The sequence below is a fragment of the Halomonas sp. N3-2A genome (genome assembly GCF_002216165.1).
Taxonomy (GTDB): Bacteria; Pseudomonadota; Gammaproteobacteria; order Pseudomonadales; family Halomonadaceae; genus Vreelandella.
Genome location: NZ_CP022286.1, coordinates 1709580 through 1724725 on the forward strand (window position 1 = coordinate 1709580; position 15146 = coordinate 1724725).

General features: G+C 52.6%; 16 protein-coding genes and 4 tRNA genes. 12 read left to right on the plus strand and 8 right to left on the minus strand.

Features of this window, described 5'->3' with window-relative positions; genetic code table 11:
* Positions 1-238: 238 nt before the first annotated feature.
* From CEK60_RS23015 to grxD, 3 genes are all read right to left on the minus strand, one after another.
* Positions 239-379 (minus strand): IS3 family transposase, encoded by a 141-nt coding sequence (locus tag CEK60_RS23015; RefSeq protein WP_446718663.1) that lies wholly within the window; start codon positions 377-379, stop codon positions 239-241.
* Positions 315-1967, minus strand: coding sequence for a DNA polymerase III subunit gamma/tau (gene dnaX / locus CEK60_RS08105; RefSeq protein ID WP_446718655.1), 1653 nt, complete (start codon positions 1965-1967; stop codon positions 315-317). The genes CEK60_RS23015 and dnaX overlap by 65 nt, the downstream gene beginning before the upstream one ends.
* A gap of 135 nt (positions 1968-2102) precedes the next feature.
* Complete coding sequence (gene grxD / locus CEK60_RS08110; RefSeq protein ID WP_038482899.1) at positions 2103-2453, minus strand: Grx4 family monothiol glutaredoxin; 351 nt, start codon at positions 2451-2453, stop codon at positions 2103-2105.
* Positions 2454-2674: 221 nt separating this feature from the next.
* On the opposite strand from grxD, the gene argF reads away from it, so the two are divergent.
* Positions 2675-3598, plus strand: a complete 924-nt coding sequence (gene argF, locus CEK60_RS08115) for an ornithine carbamoyltransferase (protein ID WP_089038594.1) — start codon at positions 2675-2677, stop codon at positions 3596-3598.
* 181 nt (positions 3599-3779) lie between these two features.
* Here the strand turns inward: argF and CEK60_RS08120 are convergent.
* Positions 3780-3855, minus strand: a tRNA-Ala gene (locus CEK60_RS08120).
* A 196-nt stretch (positions 3856-4051) separates the two neighbouring features.
* On the opposite strand from CEK60_RS08120, the gene uvrY reads away from it, so the two are divergent.
* The 7 genes from uvrY (at position 4052) to nadB (ending at position 9689) form a co-directional block, all read left to right on the plus strand.
* Positions 4052-4702 carry a UvrY/SirA/GacA family response regulator transcription factor gene (gene uvrY / locus CEK60_RS08125; RefSeq protein WP_038482893.1) on the plus strand — a complete coding sequence of 217 codons (651 nt, stop codon included), beginning with the start codon at positions 4052-4054 and terminating at the stop codon, positions 4700-4702.
* A 46-nt stretch (positions 4703-4748) separates the two neighbouring features.
* Complete coding sequence (gene uvrC / locus CEK60_RS08130; protein ID WP_089038595.1) at positions 4749-6563, plus strand: excinuclease ABC subunit UvrC; 1815 nt, start codon at positions 4749-4751, stop codon at positions 6561-6563.
* A gap of 97 nt (positions 6564-6660) precedes the next feature.
* Complete coding sequence (pgsA, locus tag CEK60_RS08135) at positions 6661-7209, plus strand: CDP-diacylglycerol--glycerol-3-phosphate 3-phosphatidyltransferase (RefSeq protein WP_038482886.1); 549 nt, start codon at positions 6661-6663, stop codon at positions 7207-7209.
* A gap of 84 nt (positions 7210-7293) precedes the next feature.
* Positions 7294-7368 (plus strand) — tRNA-Gly (locus tag CEK60_RS08140).
* Positions 7369-7455: 87 nt separating this feature from the next.
* A tRNA-Cys gene (locus tag CEK60_RS08145) sits at positions 7456-7529 on the plus strand.
* Positions 7530-7570: 41 nt separating this feature from the next.
* Positions 7571-7657 (plus strand) — tRNA-Leu (locus CEK60_RS08150).
* Positions 7658-7994: 337 nt separating this feature from the next.
* Positions 7995-9689, plus strand: coding sequence for an L-aspartate oxidase (nadB, locus tag CEK60_RS08155; RefSeq protein WP_089038596.1), 1695 nt, complete (start codon positions 7995-7997; stop codon positions 9687-9689).
* Here nadB and CEK60_RS08160 read toward each other — a convergent pair.
* On the minus strand, positions 9666-9977 hold the full coding sequence (locus CEK60_RS08160; protein WP_232471489.1) for a hypothetical protein: 312 nt from the start codon (positions 9975-9977) through the stop codon (positions 9666-9668). The two genes, nadB and CEK60_RS08160, sit on opposite strands and share 24 nt — an antisense overlap.
* Before the next feature lie 46 nt (positions 9978-10023).
* Complete coding sequence (locus tag CEK60_RS08165; protein WP_009722716.1) at positions 10024-10317, minus strand: FAD assembly factor SdhE; 294 nt, start codon at positions 10315-10317, stop codon at positions 10024-10026.
* Between the two features lie 205 nt (positions 10318-10522).
* On the opposite strand from CEK60_RS08165, the gene CEK60_RS08170 reads away from it, so the two are divergent.
* From CEK60_RS08170 to lapB, 3 genes are all read left to right on the plus strand, one after another.
* The gene (locus CEK60_RS08170; RefSeq protein WP_009722715.1) at positions 10523-10819 is read left to right on the plus strand and encodes an integration host factor subunit beta; all 297 of its coding nucleotides are present in this window, start codon (positions 10523-10525) and stop codon (positions 10817-10819) included.
* Between the two features lie 143 nt (positions 10820-10962).
* Entirely contained in the window at positions 10963-11268 is a 306-nt protein-coding gene (locus tag CEK60_RS08175; RefSeq protein ID WP_038482879.1) for a lipopolysaccharide assembly protein LapA domain-containing protein, read from the plus strand.
* A complete protein-coding gene (lapB, locus tag CEK60_RS08180) occupies positions 11269-12468 on the plus strand; it encodes a lipopolysaccharide assembly protein LapB (RefSeq protein ID WP_089038597.1) in 1200 nt (399 codons plus the stop codon).
* Between the two features lie 13 nt (positions 12469-12481).
* Here lapB and pyrF read toward each other — a convergent pair whose 3' ends face one another.
* Positions 12482-13180 carry an orotidine-5'-phosphate decarboxylase gene (gene pyrF, locus CEK60_RS08185; RefSeq protein WP_089038598.1) on the minus strand — a complete coding sequence of 233 codons (699 nt, stop codon included), beginning with the start codon at positions 13178-13180 and terminating at the stop codon, positions 12482-12484.
* Positions 13181-13454: 274 nt separating this feature from the next.
* Here pyrF and CEK60_RS08190 point away from each other — a divergent pair, with 274 nt between their 5' ends.
* Entirely contained in the window at positions 13455-13739 is a 285-nt protein-coding gene (locus CEK60_RS08190) for a ComEA family DNA-binding protein (RefSeq protein ID WP_089038599.1), read from the plus strand.
* Between the two features lie 114 nt (positions 13740-13853).
* Here CEK60_RS08190 and prpF read toward each other — a convergent pair whose 3' ends face one another.
* On the minus strand, positions 13854-15032 hold the full coding sequence (gene prpF / locus CEK60_RS08195; protein WP_089038600.1) for a 2-methylaconitate cis-trans isomerase PrpF: 1179 nt from the start codon (positions 15030-15032) through the stop codon (positions 13854-13856).
* Positions 15033-15146 lie beyond the last annotated feature (114 nt).

Sequence of the window (15146 nt, forward strand, 5' to 3'; positions counted from 1 at the left end):
AAAAGATTTTATATGCAAACTCGAAAAGTATACCGTTGCGTATACCAGTGCCCCTAGAGGCAACCCGCTAAAAGAAAAGCTTATCATTGGATAATATCAATCACTGCTAATTCTGTTTTAGCATATATGGGCTGCTCACGGCCAGAAGCGGTCTTTTAGTCGTATCTGATATAACGCTGAGCGAAGCGGCGGCCCGCTAAGGGCGTTGGACTTCCCCCAATAAAATGGACACCCCCCATCAGTTGATTCCTTCGAACTCTAGCGGAGCCCGGTAACCAAGGCCACTGTGCAGCCGTTGGGTATTATAAAAGCCCTCAATATAGGCTTTTATATGTTTCCGTAATTGGCGCATCGTCACGAAACTGGTGGCGTGTAGCAGTTCTCCCTTGAGCGTCTGGCTCTGGCTCTGGCTCTGGCTCTGGCTCTGGCTCTGGCTCTGGCTCTGGCTCTGGCTCTGGCTCTGGCTCTGGCTCTGGCTCTGGCTCTGGCTCTGGCTCTGGCTCTGGCTCTGGCTCTGAAGAAAGCATGGCGGCACTCTCCACCTCGTCAAGCGACCAGGGTGGCGCTTGCTCTGATGAAACAGCGTCAGGCGCGCTTAACTCGTCAGTTGCACCCGAGGCAGCACTCGCCTGCACCGCGGCTGAGTCAGGCATTGTTGCCTGATTGCTCGGCAGCGCAGGCTCAGGCTTTTTTGCCGCTGGCTCATGGGCAGAGACTGGTTCAGGTGCGCCGCTATCCTCAGATGCAGCTACCTGAGCAGCAGGTTCATGAGAGACAGGTTCATGCGACACCGCGGCTTGGGAAACAGTGTCACTGGAAGGCTCGCGACGCAGCGGAAGCGGCGTGGCAGCAGGCTTTGGTACGCCCTGGGGGCGAAACGCCAGCATTCGCAACAGCGTCATTTCCAGCGCACTGCGCAGATCAGGTGCATGCACCATGTCGCCGCGCCCTTGAATGCCGATCTGGTAATAGAGTTGAATATCCTCGGCAGTAAAGCGGCTCGCCAGCTGTTGAATAAGCGCTCGATCACCGTGGCTATTATCAACGGCATCAGGCACCATCTGCGCCACGGCCAAGCGATGCAGAACCGCACTCAACTCATCCAATACTGCTGCAAAGTCAGGCCCCTGCTCCGATAATTGAGCAACCTCGGCTAGCAGACGCTGAACATCAACATCAGCCAGTGCTTCTACCAGCGCCAACACATGGCGATGATCCAAGGTACCCAGCATGGCAGCGACATCCGCATGGCGAATCGCCCCCTGGCCAAAGGCAATGGCTTGATCGGTCAGGCTCATTGCATCGCGCATAGAACCTTCCGCGGCCTTACCTAACAGCCACAGAGCGCTCTCATCATACTCGACCCCTTCCTCTCCCAGCACATAGGTTAGGTGCTCTACCACTCGCTCAGGGGGCATATGCTTAAGCGTGAACTGTAAACAGCGGGATAGGACGGTGGCGGGCAGTTTTTGCGGATCCGTGGTGGCCAGCAGAAACTTCACGTGGGGTGGCGGCTCTTCCAGCGTTTTAAGCAGCGCATTGAAACTGCTGGTCGACAGCATGTGTACCTCGTCAATCAGGTACACCTTATAGCGCCCTTGCGTTGGCGCATACTGCACGTTATCGAGCAGCTCTCGGGTATCTTCAACCTTTGTCCGTGAAGCAGCATCGACCTCGATCAAGTCAACGAACCGACCTTCATCAATCGCGCGACAGCTGTCGCACTGACCGCAAGGCGTCGAGGTAATGCCTTCATTACCACGGCCATTCGCGGTGCAGTTAAGGCATTTAGCCAGGATACGCGCAAGGGTGGTCTTGCCTACCCCGCGAGTACCCGTAAATAGGTAGGCATGGTGAAGACGGCCTTGGTCGAGCGCATTGACCAAGGCGCGCTGAACATGGGCCTGGCCCACGAGCTCGTGGAATGTACGCGGCCGCCATTTGCGGGCCAGAACCTGATAGCTCATTGAGCATTACTTCCTTTGGCGGGCTAACTGTCGATGCGAAAAGGACACCATTCTAGCGGCTGCGCTGCAGCCCGCCAACCGCTCAGCCCAATAGACTAGCAGTCCACCAGACCAAGCGGCATTGGGCAATAAACGTTAAGCGTTGTTGTCACTTTCAGCAGCGCCAGCACGCTGGGCAGCTTCTTTGATTAGCTTTTCGAGCTCACCACTTTGATGCATCTCGATCACGATATCGCAGCCGCCAACCAATTCGCCTTCCACCCAAAGCTGCGGAAAGGTCGGCCAGTTAGCAATTTTTGGCAGCTCAGCGCGAATATCTGGATTATCCAGCACGTTAACAAAGGCAAAACGCTCACCGCAGCCCATCAGCGCCTGCACTGTTTGTGCAGAAAAACCACACTGCGGCAGTTGGGGGGTACCTTTCATGTAGATAAGAATGGGGTTTTCACTAATTTGGCGCTGAATATTTTCGGCAGTCGTACTCATGATGTGCTCCTAAAACAAGTGATGTTATCTCGCCAGTTTACGCAATTCGTTAACTCGCTTTAACCCTTAAAGCCGAAGATTACCTTTTGTTGCTGTGCAACCTAATACTTGAGCAAACTACTCGGCCTTACCATGTGGGTCGTCATTCTACGCATGCCGAGCGCGTTGCGCATCCCCCGCCGCATCGCTAGGATAGTGTTTTTGCGCGGAGAGATATCATCATGGCGACACGCCATTTCTTAACCTTGCTGGATTTAACCCCAGATGAGCTGGCGTACCTGATTCAGCGTGCGATTAAGATCAAAACCGAGCTCAAGGCTAATGGCCCCATCTATACGCCGCTGCCTAACCGCACGCTGGCGATGATTTTTGAAAAATCATCGACTCGCACCCGTGTGTCGTTTGAAACCGGCATGGCGCAGTTCGGCGGTCACGCCCTCTTCCTCTCTCCCCGCGACACCCAGCTAGGGCGTGGAGAGCCGATTGAAGACACCGCCCGCGTACTGTCCGAAATGGTCGATGCGGTAATGATTCGGACCTTTTCACACGCAGGCTTAGAAGCCTATGCCAACGCCAGCAGCGTGCCGGTGATTAACGCGTTAAGTGACGATTACCATCCTTGCCAATTGCTTGCAGACGTGATGACCTGGACCGAGCTGCGTGGCAGTGTAGAAGGACGCACGGCTGTTTGGGTAGGTGATGGCAATAACATGTGCCACTCCTGGATTAATGCCGCCCGTCAGTTTGGTTTCAAACTGCGCGTTTGTTGCCCTAAAGGCTATGAACCCCGCGCTGACATTATGGAAGCCGCCGGGGACTGCGTAACGTTGCATCACAACCCCCACGAGGCTGCCAAAGACGCCGACTTGATCACGACAGATGTGTGGGCATCCATGGGGCAGGAAGAAGAACAGGCTAAGCGCGAAGCAGACTTTGCAGGCTTCCAGGTCACTGAAGCAATGCTTGATAGCGCACAACCTGATGTGCTTTTCCTACACTGCCTGCCTGCCCACCGCGGCGAAGAGATCAGCACTACCTTATTGGACGATCCACGCGCTGTCGTGTGGCAAGAAGCGGGGAATCGCCTGCATGCACAAAAAGCGCTAATTGAATTTTTACTGCTTGGCAAAATTGCCAACGAGTAGCGCTTAAGGGTACGTGCTTTTTAGTACAGGCTTTCAGTCACGTGAGCGCCCAACATCACGTACCCTCACACGTACTCCCGCATGTACCCTCGCACAAACTATCAATTGAAAATGATAAGCATAAAAAAATGCCTCGTTACTGGTAACGAGGCATTTTTTTGGATTCTGGGGGTCTGTAAGATGGTGGAGCCTAGCGGGATCGAACCGCTGACCTCAACACTGCCAGTGTTGCGCTCTCCCAGCTGAGCTAAGGCCCCACATAGTTTTACATGCCGCTTTTTTCAAACCACTCATTGAGCAGCGGCGAGATACTACGCCAGTAATTTGCCTAGCGTCAAGCTAATCATGAACAACTATCAACTAAATTCTCCTTTGTTTAGAGCTGTGGCACTCTATATCATGCAACGCGGCTTAGGCCCACCACTACGATGATTTCATGCAGGAGCCTGCACCTTGATCAAAGTTTTAATCGCCGATGATCATCACCTAGTGAGAACCAGCATTGCTCATCTGCTAAACGAAGAGTGCGATATTAAAGTCGTAGGTGAGGTCGACGATGGCGAAAGCGCAGTGGCTCAATGCCGTCGTTTAAAACCTGACATTGTCGTTATGGATATTCGCATGCCGGGCATCGGCGGACTCGAAGCTACTCGCCGCATCCATAGAACAATGGAAGACGTCAAAGTACTCATATTAACCGCTCACATTGAAGATAGTGCGCTGCGGCTCATGCTGGAAGCGGGTGCGATTGGCTTCCTCAGCAAAGGGGCTGACACGTCAGAAATGACCGACGCTATCCGCCAAGTCTTTCACGGAAAGCGCTATGTCAGCCAAGAAATCGCCCAGCGGTTGGCGCTTTCCCATTTTACTGACGAAGACAATCCGTTTAGACACCTATCGCATCGTGAGCTACAAATCGCCCTGATGATTGTCAACTGCCAGCGCGTCCAGGATATTTCAGACCGCTTGCACCTTAGCCCCAAAACAGTGAACACCTATCGCTATCGGCTATTTGACAAACTAGAGGTCGCTACCGATGTAGAGCTTACCCACCTGGCACTACGCCACGGTTTAGTTGAGGGCTTTGACGCCATGCTGGGATAGACCTACCATCGCAGCTTCCGTTGCCTAGAAGCGCCGATTTCCAGCCATGACTTTTGATGCCAAGCAATTTTTAAGCTCTGTCAGTGCCTCGCCCGGTGTTTATAGGATGCTGGACGAGCACAGCAACACTCTCTATGTCGGCAAAGCCAAGCGCCTGAAAGCTCGACTTGCTAGCTATTTCCGTGGCCAGCTTAATGCCAAAACCCAGGCGATGGTGGCACGAATTGCAGATATCCAAATTACCGTCACCCGTAGCGAAACAGAGGCCCTGCTGCTAGAGCAGACGCTGATAAAAGAGCTGCGTCCGCCCTATAACATTCTGCTAAGAGACGACAAGTCCTACCCTTTCGTATTTGTGACCGATCGGCACGCTTACCCTGCGCTTGAATATAAACGCGCGCGACAGCGTCGAGGAGATGGCCGCTATTTAGGTCCTTATCCAAGTAGCGGAGCGGTGAAAGAAAGCCTAGCGCTGATGCAGAAAATTTTTCGCATCCGTAATTGTGAAGATAGCGTGTTTGCCCACCGCTCTCGACCATGCCTGCAATATCAAATTCAGCGCTGTAGCGCGCCTTGCGTTGACTTCATTTCGGAAGCAGATTATCGACGCGACGTTGAGCATGCAGTGATGTGCCTTGAAGGTAAAAGCGAACACGTCACCCAGCTTCTTAGCGAGGAGATGGAAACGGCCAGCCGCGCTTTGAATTTTGAAGAAGCAGCAAGGTTGCGTGACCAAATACAGCAGCTACGCCAATTACAGCAACGCCAGTTTGTCGATAATGAAAGTGGCGATGCCGACGTCTTTGCGCTAGCCCAACGCCCAGGGGCGTTAGGCATATCAATACTTAGCGTTCGCGATGGCCGCTTACTGGGCGCTCGCCATCACACGCCTAAAAACGACCTCGACCTGCCACCGGACATGCTGCTGACGGAAGTCGTTAGCCAGTACTACTTTGGTCAACCCCACAACGTACCCAGTGAAGTAATTACCAGCCACCCACTGGAAGATAGCCCACTGATTGCCGACGCACTTTCACAGCAAGCGGGTAAACGCGTTCGCGTCACCAGCCAAGTTCGGGGGCATCGCGCCCAGTGGCAGCATCTGGCTATGACCAATGCCGAGCAACAGCTTGCTTCGCAGTTGGCTAACAAAACCCAGCTTACTCAGCGATTTGAAGCCCTTCAGAAAGCACTCGCATTGGACAAAATACCCCAGCGCCTTGAGTGCTTTGACATTAGCCACAGCCATGGGGAAGCAACCGTTGCTTCCTGTGTAGTATTTGACCATCAGGGCCCACGCAAGAGCGATTACCGCCACTTCCGCATCGAAGGCGTCGCCGCAGGCGATGATTATGCAGCCATGCAACAAGCACTAACACGCCGCCTTAAACGGGTAAAAAGTGGCGAGGCAGTGGCGCCTGACATTTTGATCGTCGATGGCGGTAAAGGTCAGTTGAACATGGCTCGCGGTGTGCTAACCGAGCTAGCGGTTACCGATATCATTTTGCTCGGTGTTGCTAAAGGCACCACTCGTAAAGCAGGCCTGGAAACGCTCTTTCTAGAAACCACTGACAATCCCTTACCCCTTGACCCCGCGTCGCCAGCATTACATTTAATTCAGCATATACGCGATGAATCTCACCGTTTTGCCATTGCCGGCCACCGCGCCCAACGAGACAAAGCACGCCGCACCTCTACGCTTCAAGACATTCCCGGCATAGGCCCTAAAAGACGGCGCGAACTATTACGCTTCTTCGGCGGCTTGCAGGGCGTTCAGAAAGCTAGCCGCGATGAGCTGGCGCGCGTACCCGGCATTAATGCCTCGCTCGCTGAGACAATTTACCAATCCCTAAATGGATAAACCTACTGTTAACATGGATGCCAAGCACCAAGGGGGATAGAATATCCCCCACTACACTCCGTCTTCCATGACTCTCCGGCAAGGATCGCGCCCCGCGATGAATATACCCAACATACTTACTCTGGCAAGAATCGTTTTTATTCCACTGTTAGTAGTGCTTTTTTACCTACCTTTCAGTTGGAGTATGCCAGTCGCTGCAGGCTTATTTGCACTAGCATCCATCACCGATTGGCTAGATGGCTACTTAGCCCGCCGCTGGAATCAATCAACGCCGTTTGGCGCGTTTCTCGATCCTGTAGCTGATAAATTGATGGTCGCTGTTGCACTGGCGCTACTCATTGAGCGCTTTGACACACTGGTATTAACACTGCCCGCATTGGTCATTATCGGCCGCGAAATCGTCATTTCGGCACTTCGTGAGTGGATGGCCGAAATGGGCAAGCGAGGTATGGTTGCGGTGTCCTGGATCGGTAAGCTTAAAACAACACTGCAGATGGTTGCCTTGCTCATACTTCTGGCCTTCCCTCCAGGACATGAGTTTGCGCTAATGGGTGTGGTTGTTCTTTACGCTGCAGCCATTCTTACGCTGTGGTCCATGGCGCAGTACCTTAAAGCGGCCTGGCCTCACTTGAGTCGTTCCATGTGATCGACTCTCTAGACGACTGAACCTTCAGACAAATTCATTAATTGACAAGCGCGTAGCGATGCGTATAATTCGCCCTCGAGTCGAGCGGGAATAGCTCAGTGGTAGAGCATCGCCTTGCCAAGGCGAGGGTCGGGAGTTCGAATCTCCTTTCCCGCTCCAACTTGGATAGCGTAGTAAAGCAAGAGAAGGTCGTGAGCTGGAACGCCAGTCCGGTCGAATCTACTTTCTCGCTCCAACGACTTGTTAGGCTGGATGGCAGAGTGGTTATGCAGCGGACTGCAACTCCGTGTACGCCGGTTCGATTCCGACTCCAGCCTCCATTTAAGTGTGGCGATGAATAGCAATATTCCTGCGATGCACTGCCCGGATGGCGAAATTGGTAGACGCAAGAGACTTAAAATCTCTCGGAGGCAACTCCGTGCCGGTTCAAGTCCGGCTCCGGGCACCATATTTAATTAGCACCTCCCCTTCTTTCAGCAGCAAACGTTTCCCATCTTGTTTTAAGAGCACTAGAGAAGCTTTTTTGTGCTTCTTACAAGGCTCTTCAATTTTTTGATTACCCCTCTTTTTTACCCATCCTGTTGTATCCGATCGTCAAATAGCTTGCCCCCTCTTAAATATCGCACTAGAGCGTTTAGCCGCTATCTATATGCGCTGAAAGCAATTTTTCACAGACCCTCATCGCCAAGTGACAACAGTCACGCTATGATGCCTTCCTCTGCTGTCTACAGCACGCGAAGCATTTAGCACCTACTGCGTTTGAATGTAAAAGAGGATCCGGCCCCATGAGCTCGCCAACATCCGACGTACTTGTCATCGGCGGCGGCGTCGCCGGCCTAACTTTAGCCCTTGAAGTTGCTGACCACCTTTCGGTAACCCTGGTTAGGCCCGCTCTGGATGACCAAGGAGCCAGCCGCTGGGCGCAGGGTGGAATAGCCGCCGTACTCTCGCCAGACGACGATCTGGACGCCCATGTGCGAGATACGCTCATTGCTGGTGATGGCCTATGTGATGAAGAGGCTGTTCGATTTACCGTGACACACGGCCCAGATGCCATTCAGTGGCTAATCGACAACGGCGTCCCCTTTACACCGGATCCAGACCCGAGCGCCCGCTACCCTTATCATTTAACACGGGAAGGCGGTCACAACGCACGTCGCATTATTCATGCTGACGATGCAACTGGACGCGCGGTAGTCGATACGCTGTACGAAAAAGTCACTTCTCACCCCAATATTATTCAGCGCAGCGACTTAACCATCCTGCACTTAATCAGCGATGCCACAGGTCGCTGTATTGGCGCGGAAGGCGTAGATCAACAGCAGCATCGACAAACACTGCTTGCCAAGCACATCGTACTAGCAACAGGCGGTGCAAGTGGCCTTTATCGACACACCACCACCCCATCGCCCAGCAGCGGGGAAGGCATGGTGATGGCCGCTGAACTGGGCGCAAAACTGATGAATCTTGAGTTTCAGCAGTTTCATCCTACCTGTCTGTTTGACCCAGAAGGACCTGCTTTTTTAATTAGCGAAGCCGTACGAGGAGAAGGCGGGCACCTGCTAAATGAGGCCGGTCATCGGTTTATGCCCGATATTGATTCTCGCGCTGAGCTGGCGCCCAGAGACGTCGTTGCTCGAGCAATCGATTCGCAAATCCAACAAAGCAGCCAAGGGCATGTATGGCTAGATATCAGCCACCTTGGAGCAGCCGCTATTCGCCACCACTTCCCTACTATTTTGGCACACTGCGCCTCTCGGGGAATTGATATAACCCGCCAACCCATCCCAGTAGTGCCTGCCGCTCATTACAGCTGTGGCGGTGTTGCCACAGACCAGCGTGGCGCAACTCACGTCACCAATCTCTATGCGGTTGGTGAGCTTGCCTACACAGGCCTACATGGCGCAAATCGCATGGCTAGCAACTCACTATTGGAGTGCCTGGTATACGCCAGAAGCTGCGCAAAGCACTTACTCACGCAGGAAAAACGCGCACAAACACGGCCAGTTGCACCTAAAGAGACTCTTAGCGATACCCCCGATACAATGCCGCTGCTAGGCCAGCAGTGGTCATCCACTTCCTTGGAAGCCCTGGCGGCTATACGTAGCGAACTGCGGGCAACAATGAGTCAGCACGTTTCGATTGTTCGCAGCAATCAGGGGCTAACTATCGCTCACCATAAGCTGAACGAACTTGAGACGCAGCTTAACGACATTCTAAACGACAGCCTTGACGGTGTTGCTGACAGCTCTAAGAGTGGCTCTAACAACGCTTTTGAAGACACCGCAGGCAAGCGCAGCCACCCTGAAAGCGTGCGTTTACAGCAAGCACTGTGGCTTGCAAAGTTGACGGTATTGGCGGCACTTCAGAGACATGAATCACGGGGACTGCATTACTCTATCGACTGGCCTAAGCACCAGGAGAATACAGCGGCTTCGGAGATGTCACTTGATCAGCTAGCGCCCGGGACGATGGCATAAGCGCCGCAGCGAACGTTGACTGTGTGCAGGCAAACTATCTGGCCACAACCAAAGCCGCTGCGGCCCGACACGGAGCCCGATTAACCAAGGGCCCACGTAATCAGCGTTAACAGGCTGTTCGTTTTCAAGCTCACCCTCTTCCGATAACCACTGCGCACTTAAGTGATGGCCGCTTTTTGAAACTCTTAACTCTCCCATGGGTTGATAGCGATACTCACGGCTCAGCAACAGTATCGCGATTACTGCCGCAAGCAACGCTACCCATGGACTAATAAGCCATGCTGTCACCGCACACAACCCGAATGCCAAGAATGCGTGAAAAGCGCACTGGATTTTAGAGCGTGCGATAAGCAGAGTTATCGGTATTTTCTGCATGTTCTACGATCATCTGCACGATGCGCTTTAATGATGGCTCCTCGGGCCATTCACGACGCATCAACCATCCAAAGAGATCTTGATCCTCTTCCTCAATTAAGCGCTGATAGGCCAACTGCTCATCTTCACTCAGTTCATCAAAGCGGTGTTCAAGAAACGGTATCAGCAGCAGGTCAAGCTCCCACATGCCACGGCGAGAGTGCCAATAAAGCCGTTTACGCAATATGGCTGCAGGGGAAGTATCGTCGTTCAACGTCAGCCTCTCCAGTTACAAAATGAGTCGCCAGTATACCTAAGCCACAGGGTCGCGCCAGCGCCTCACTTCGCCTATGCTGATATTCATTCTAGTACCTTGTTTTATCTGAATTGTTTTATCCTGTTATGCGCAGTATGCTGACTCTGTTGTTATCGAGGTCGCAAGCGCGTCACGGCCATTAAAGTTCGCAGGGAGCCAACCGATGACCAAATCTGAACTAATCGAACAAATTGCGATGCGTCAACCGGAGCTATCCGCCAAAGAAGTAGAAACGGCGGTGCGTATTATTTTAGACGATATGACCGATGCTCTTGCTAGCGGGGGACGGGTTGAGATCCGGGGGTTCGGCAGCTTTTCGCTACACTACCGAGAGCCTCGTGTCGGGCGCAACCCTAAAACAGGAGACCCGGTCGACTTGGACGGCAAGTATGTGCCGCACTTCAAACCGGGCAAAGAGTTGCGCGAACAGGTAGATGCAAGCCGCGCACTTGGCTATTAATGAGCTAACCGAGGCTACACAACCTCGGCGTTGCCAATAGCAAGGCTCTTTTGATCTTGTTATCCGACTTTATGTGGGATGACGCCGCGCCACGACTCATACACAATAGAGCCATTATGAACGTCACTGACTAGGAAACTCTCATGCGTTGGATCAAAGGGCTGATTCTGGCCGTCATATTGCTGGTTGTTCTACTGGTGGGCATTTTATTTGCCGTCAACAACCAACAAACCATTGCCTTAAACCTAATTTGGGCAGAACTGCCGCCTGTGTCACTCTCTGTCTGGCTGCTTGCTACGTTAACTTTCGGCGTTATCTTAGGCATGCTTGCCATGCTAGGTGTTTACGTGCGCCTTAAAGCGCAGCTAGCACGAAGTGAACGACACAATAAGCAACAGCGCAAAGAGCTAGACCGCTTACGCACTCAGGAGCTTAAGGAACTGGCTTAAATGTATGATGTCGTGCTGCTAGGCGTTCTACTGGCAGCCATTGCCATCGGCTTTGGCCTGGGTGTTCGTCACGCTTCCCGCCGCCGCCAGCGCACTCACGACTCTCGCCCATCTGGTTTATCGAGAGAGTACTTTGTCGGGCTGAATTACCTGCTCAATGAGCAGCCCGACGAAGCTATCAATACGTTTGTCAATGCACTGGATGTTAACAGCGATACTGTGGAAACCCACATAGCGCTAGGTAAGCTGTTTCGCGCACGCGGTGAAGCAGACAAAGCCGTTAGCATTCATCAAAACCTACTTGCTCGCCCTGCCCTTTCCACCAGCACTAACGAACATGTGCAGCTTGAGCTAGCACGTGACTTTATGGCGTTAGGCGTTCACGACCGAGCTCAGCGAATGCTGAGAGCGCTGCTGGATAAATCAGACAATGACACCTACCGTCAGGAAGCCAAGCGGCTACTGATTGATTTGCTTGAGCGCGAAAAAGACTGGCAAGAAGCACTCGACGTGGCTCAATCACTGTTCAAGCAACAGCCCGGCATGCAACGACCTGCTGCTCACTGGCTATGTGAACTCGCCCAGCAGGAGATACAGCAAGCAAGTCGCGCGATCGCCCGTAAGCACTTAAAAAAAGCGCTTCAATTGGATGAGCGATGCGTCCGCGCGACGTTACTACTTGCTGAGCTGGAGATGGATAATGGGCATTACACACGTGCCATTGAGCGCCTAAACCATATTCCCCAGCAGGATATTGCCCACATCCCCACCATGCTGCCCACCCTCCAGCATGCCTATGAGCGTAATAACGACATTCAAGGGTTTGAAACGCATCTTTATCGACTGCTGGGACAAGCACCGTACACCAGCATTATTATCGCCCTCGGAGAGCTCGTTCATCAAAGAGATGGCGTAGATAGTGCTATTGAGCAAACGGGCGAGTGGCTAAGGGAGGCACCCAGCCTGGGGGGACTCGATTACCTAATCGACCTTTATCATGAAAGCCAACGCTTAAGCGGTAAAACCCCGCCTGACACGCGCTTGCTGTTACTTAAGCACCACACCAATGCCCTTTTAGAGGGCAAAGCCCGCCATCGCTGCCGTCGCTGCGGCTTTGCCAGCGACAGCTTGGCGTGGCAATGTCCTAGCTGCCGCCGCTGGGGCACCATTAAGCCCATTACCGGGGTTGATGGCGAGTAAGCGATGATTACCGTCAGTCAGCCAGCTCAGCTTCTATGGCTGCTAGCGCCATCATTGGCTCTGCCGCCTGTGTTACCGGTCGCCCAATCACTAAGTGCGTACTGCCAACACGCATTGCATCACTGGGTGTCATAATACGCTGTTGGTCATTAGCCGCAGCAAAGCTAGGGCGTATTCCAGGAGTTACCTTCAAAAAGTCATCGCCACACAGCGCCTTGATTTGCGCCGCCTCTTGGGCTGAACAGACAACACCGCCTAATCCACTCTGCTGAGTTAATGCGGCTAAACGCAATACATGCTCTTCCGGCGTAGCAGCTATGCCTACCTCATGCAGATCCTCAGCTTGCATGCTGGTTAGCACCGTAACGGCAATTAGATGTGTACTTAGCCCATGATCATCTAAGCGCTTAGCGGCCGCTTCCATCATCTTGCGCCCGCCAGAAGCATGCACGTTAACCATCCATACGCCTTGCTCAGCTGCCGCCTGCACCGCGCCTGCCACCGTATTGGGAATGTCATGAAATTTTAAGTCTAGAAAAATTTCAAAACCACGCCCATGCAAGGCTTCCAGTACCGCAGGGCCACTGCGCGTAAACAACTCTTTACCCACCTTTACCCGACAGCGCTTAGGGTCAAGCTGATCTGCCATGCATAAAGCCGCATCAAGAGAGGAATAATCCAACGCGATAATCAACGGGGTATCAGTAGACACTGTGCTTAACTCCATTTTTCATTTGACAGCATTATAACAGCCATCCCGACCCCGCTGTGTAAGTGATTAACCATTATCAGAGAGCAAAAATCTTACAAACACCATCGTTAATATCTTACAGCCTACCTCCTATAAACGTATTAGTTTAATTAAGGCAAAAGGTATTGAAGGAACAGTCAACCTTTTTGCATACGCAAACCGCCAAAGCCTATCACTCCAAGTACAACAACCGATGGGAAAGGCGGCTTTAGGGAAATCTATGAGGATATTAACAATGAAAATAACGCTAAAAGGACTATTGGCTGCACTGCTATTGAGCCTAAGCTTAGGGGTTTCGGGCCTTGCATTGGCACAAGACATCGCGCCTATTAATGTGAATACAGCGGATGCTGAGCTGCTTGCTGAGTTACCTGGTATCGGACCCAGCCGTGCGGCCGCTATTATAGAAGAGCGCGAAAATAATGGCGCATTTGCTAATGTAGATGATCTCACCCGCGTTAGCGGCATTGGCCCCGCCACTGTTGATCGTATGCGCGAGCAAGTAGCGATTGAAGAGTAAACTGCTAAAGCAAAGATAAGTATAAAACTTACATCTCTCTAGGCTGAAGCCGCCGTTTAGGGCATTCCCAAAACGGCGGCAAGGCGTCACCTAGCATTCACGCGCGAATACTCTTTAAAAGCTATCACCGGGTATGCGTACAGAGCCTTCCATTAACACCCGCGCGCTGCGGCTCATGACAGCTTGATCAATCTGCCAGCGCCCATCAGTCAGGCTTGCTTTTGCACCTACACGCAACGAGCCAGAAGGATGCCCAAAGGTCACCGCTTCACGCTCCTCACCACCTGCGGCTAAATTTACTAACGTGCCTTGAATGGCTGCTGCCGCGCCGATGGCAACCGCTGCGGTACCCATCATTGCGTGGTGCAGCTTACCCATGGAAAGCGCCCTTACCACAAGATCGATGTTTTCCGCACTCACTGCTTTGCCACTGGACGCCGTATAGCTGGCTGGCGGGGCAACGAAAGCCACCTTCGGCGTGTGCTGCCGGCTGGCCGCTTCATCAACATGCTTAATCAACCCCATCCGCACCGCAGCATGGGCACGAATGGTCTCGAACATGGCGAGTGCTTTGGCATCGCTGTTAATTGCTTCCTGCAGTTCGCAACCGGTATAGCCTATGTCCTGGGCGTTAACAAACACGGTGGGAATACCCGCATTAATCAGCGTCGCTTTTAAAACACCAACCCCGGGCACTTCCAAGTCATCTACCAAGTTCCCGGTTGGGAAAATTGCCCCCTCACCATCCGCAGGATCCATAAAGGCCACAGGAATCTCAGCGGCAGGAAAGGTCACACCATCTAGCTCAAAATCGCCGGTCTCCTGCACCTGTCCATTAACAATAGGCACTTTAGAGACAATGGTTTTACTGATATTGACCTGCCAAATACGTACTTCAGCGACACCATTTTGCGGTATTTTGGCGGGGTCAACTAACCCATTAGCAATCGCATAAGGACCTACTGCTGCCGATAAGTTGCCGCAGTTGCCGCTCCAATCCACAAACGGCTTATCAATTGAAACCTGGCCAAACAGGTAGTCCACATCGTGATCTGACGACTCACTCTTGGAAAGAATCACCGTTTTACTGGTGCTTGAGGTTGCTCCTCCCATCCCATCGATCTGCTTTTCATAGGGGTCTGGGCTACCAATCACCCTCATCAGCAGTTTATCTCGCGCCTCGCCCGGCACTCTTGCCGCCTCGGGCAAGTTGTCCAAGGTGAAAAACACCCCCTTACTGGTGCCACCGCGCATATACGTCGCAGGAATACTAATTTGTCCAACATGAGACATAAATAACGCTCCCTAACCATTTTCAATGACGATGCCTGAACATTCTCAATGTCGATTATCAATGACCATGTTCACTAATCGCATGCCGAAAAAAGAGCCCGGCGCTTAGCGACG

Excerpts from the sequence above, each read along its gene's own strand:
- dnaX (WP_446718655.1), bottom strand. The coding sequence starts at position 1,967 with ATGAGCTATCAGGTTCTGGCCCGCAAATGGCGGCCGCGTACATTCCAC.
- grxD (WP_038482899.1), bottom strand. The coding sequence starts at position 2,453 with ATGAGTACGACTGCCGAAAATATTCAGCGCCAAATTAGTGAAAACCCC.
- argF (WP_089038594.1), top strand. The coding sequence starts at position 2,675 with ATGGCGACACGCCATTTCTTAACCTTGCTGGATTTAACCCCAGATGAG.
- uvrC (WP_089038595.1), top strand. The coding sequence starts at position 4,749 with ATGACTTTTGATGCCAAGCAATTTTTAAGCTCTGTCAGTGCCTCGCCC.
- pgsA (WP_038482886.1), top strand. The coding sequence starts at position 6,661 with ATGAATATACCCAACATACTTACTCTGGCAAGAATCGTTTTTATTCCA.
- nadB (WP_089038596.1), top strand. The coding sequence starts at position 7,995 with ATGAGCTCGCCAACATCCGACGTACTTGTCATCGGCGGCGGCGTCGCC.
- CEK60_RS08170 (WP_009722715.1), top strand. The coding sequence starts at position 10,523 with ATGACCAAATCTGAACTAATCGAACAAATTGCGATGCGTCAACCGGAG.
- CEK60_RS08175 (WP_038482879.1), top strand. The coding sequence starts at position 10,963 with ATGCGTTGGATCAAAGGGCTGATTCTGGCCGTCATATTGCTGGTTGTT.
- lapB (WP_089038597.1), top strand. The coding sequence starts at position 11,269 with ATGTATGATGTCGTGCTGCTAGGCGTTCTACTGGCAGCCATTGCCATC.
- CEK60_RS08190 (WP_089038599.1), top strand. The coding sequence starts at position 13,455 with ATGAAAATAACGCTAAAAGGACTATTGGCTGCACTGCTATTGAGCCTA.
- prpF (WP_089038600.1), bottom strand. The coding sequence starts at position 15,032 with ATGTCTCATGTTGGACAAATTAGTATTCCTGCGACGTATATGCGCGGT.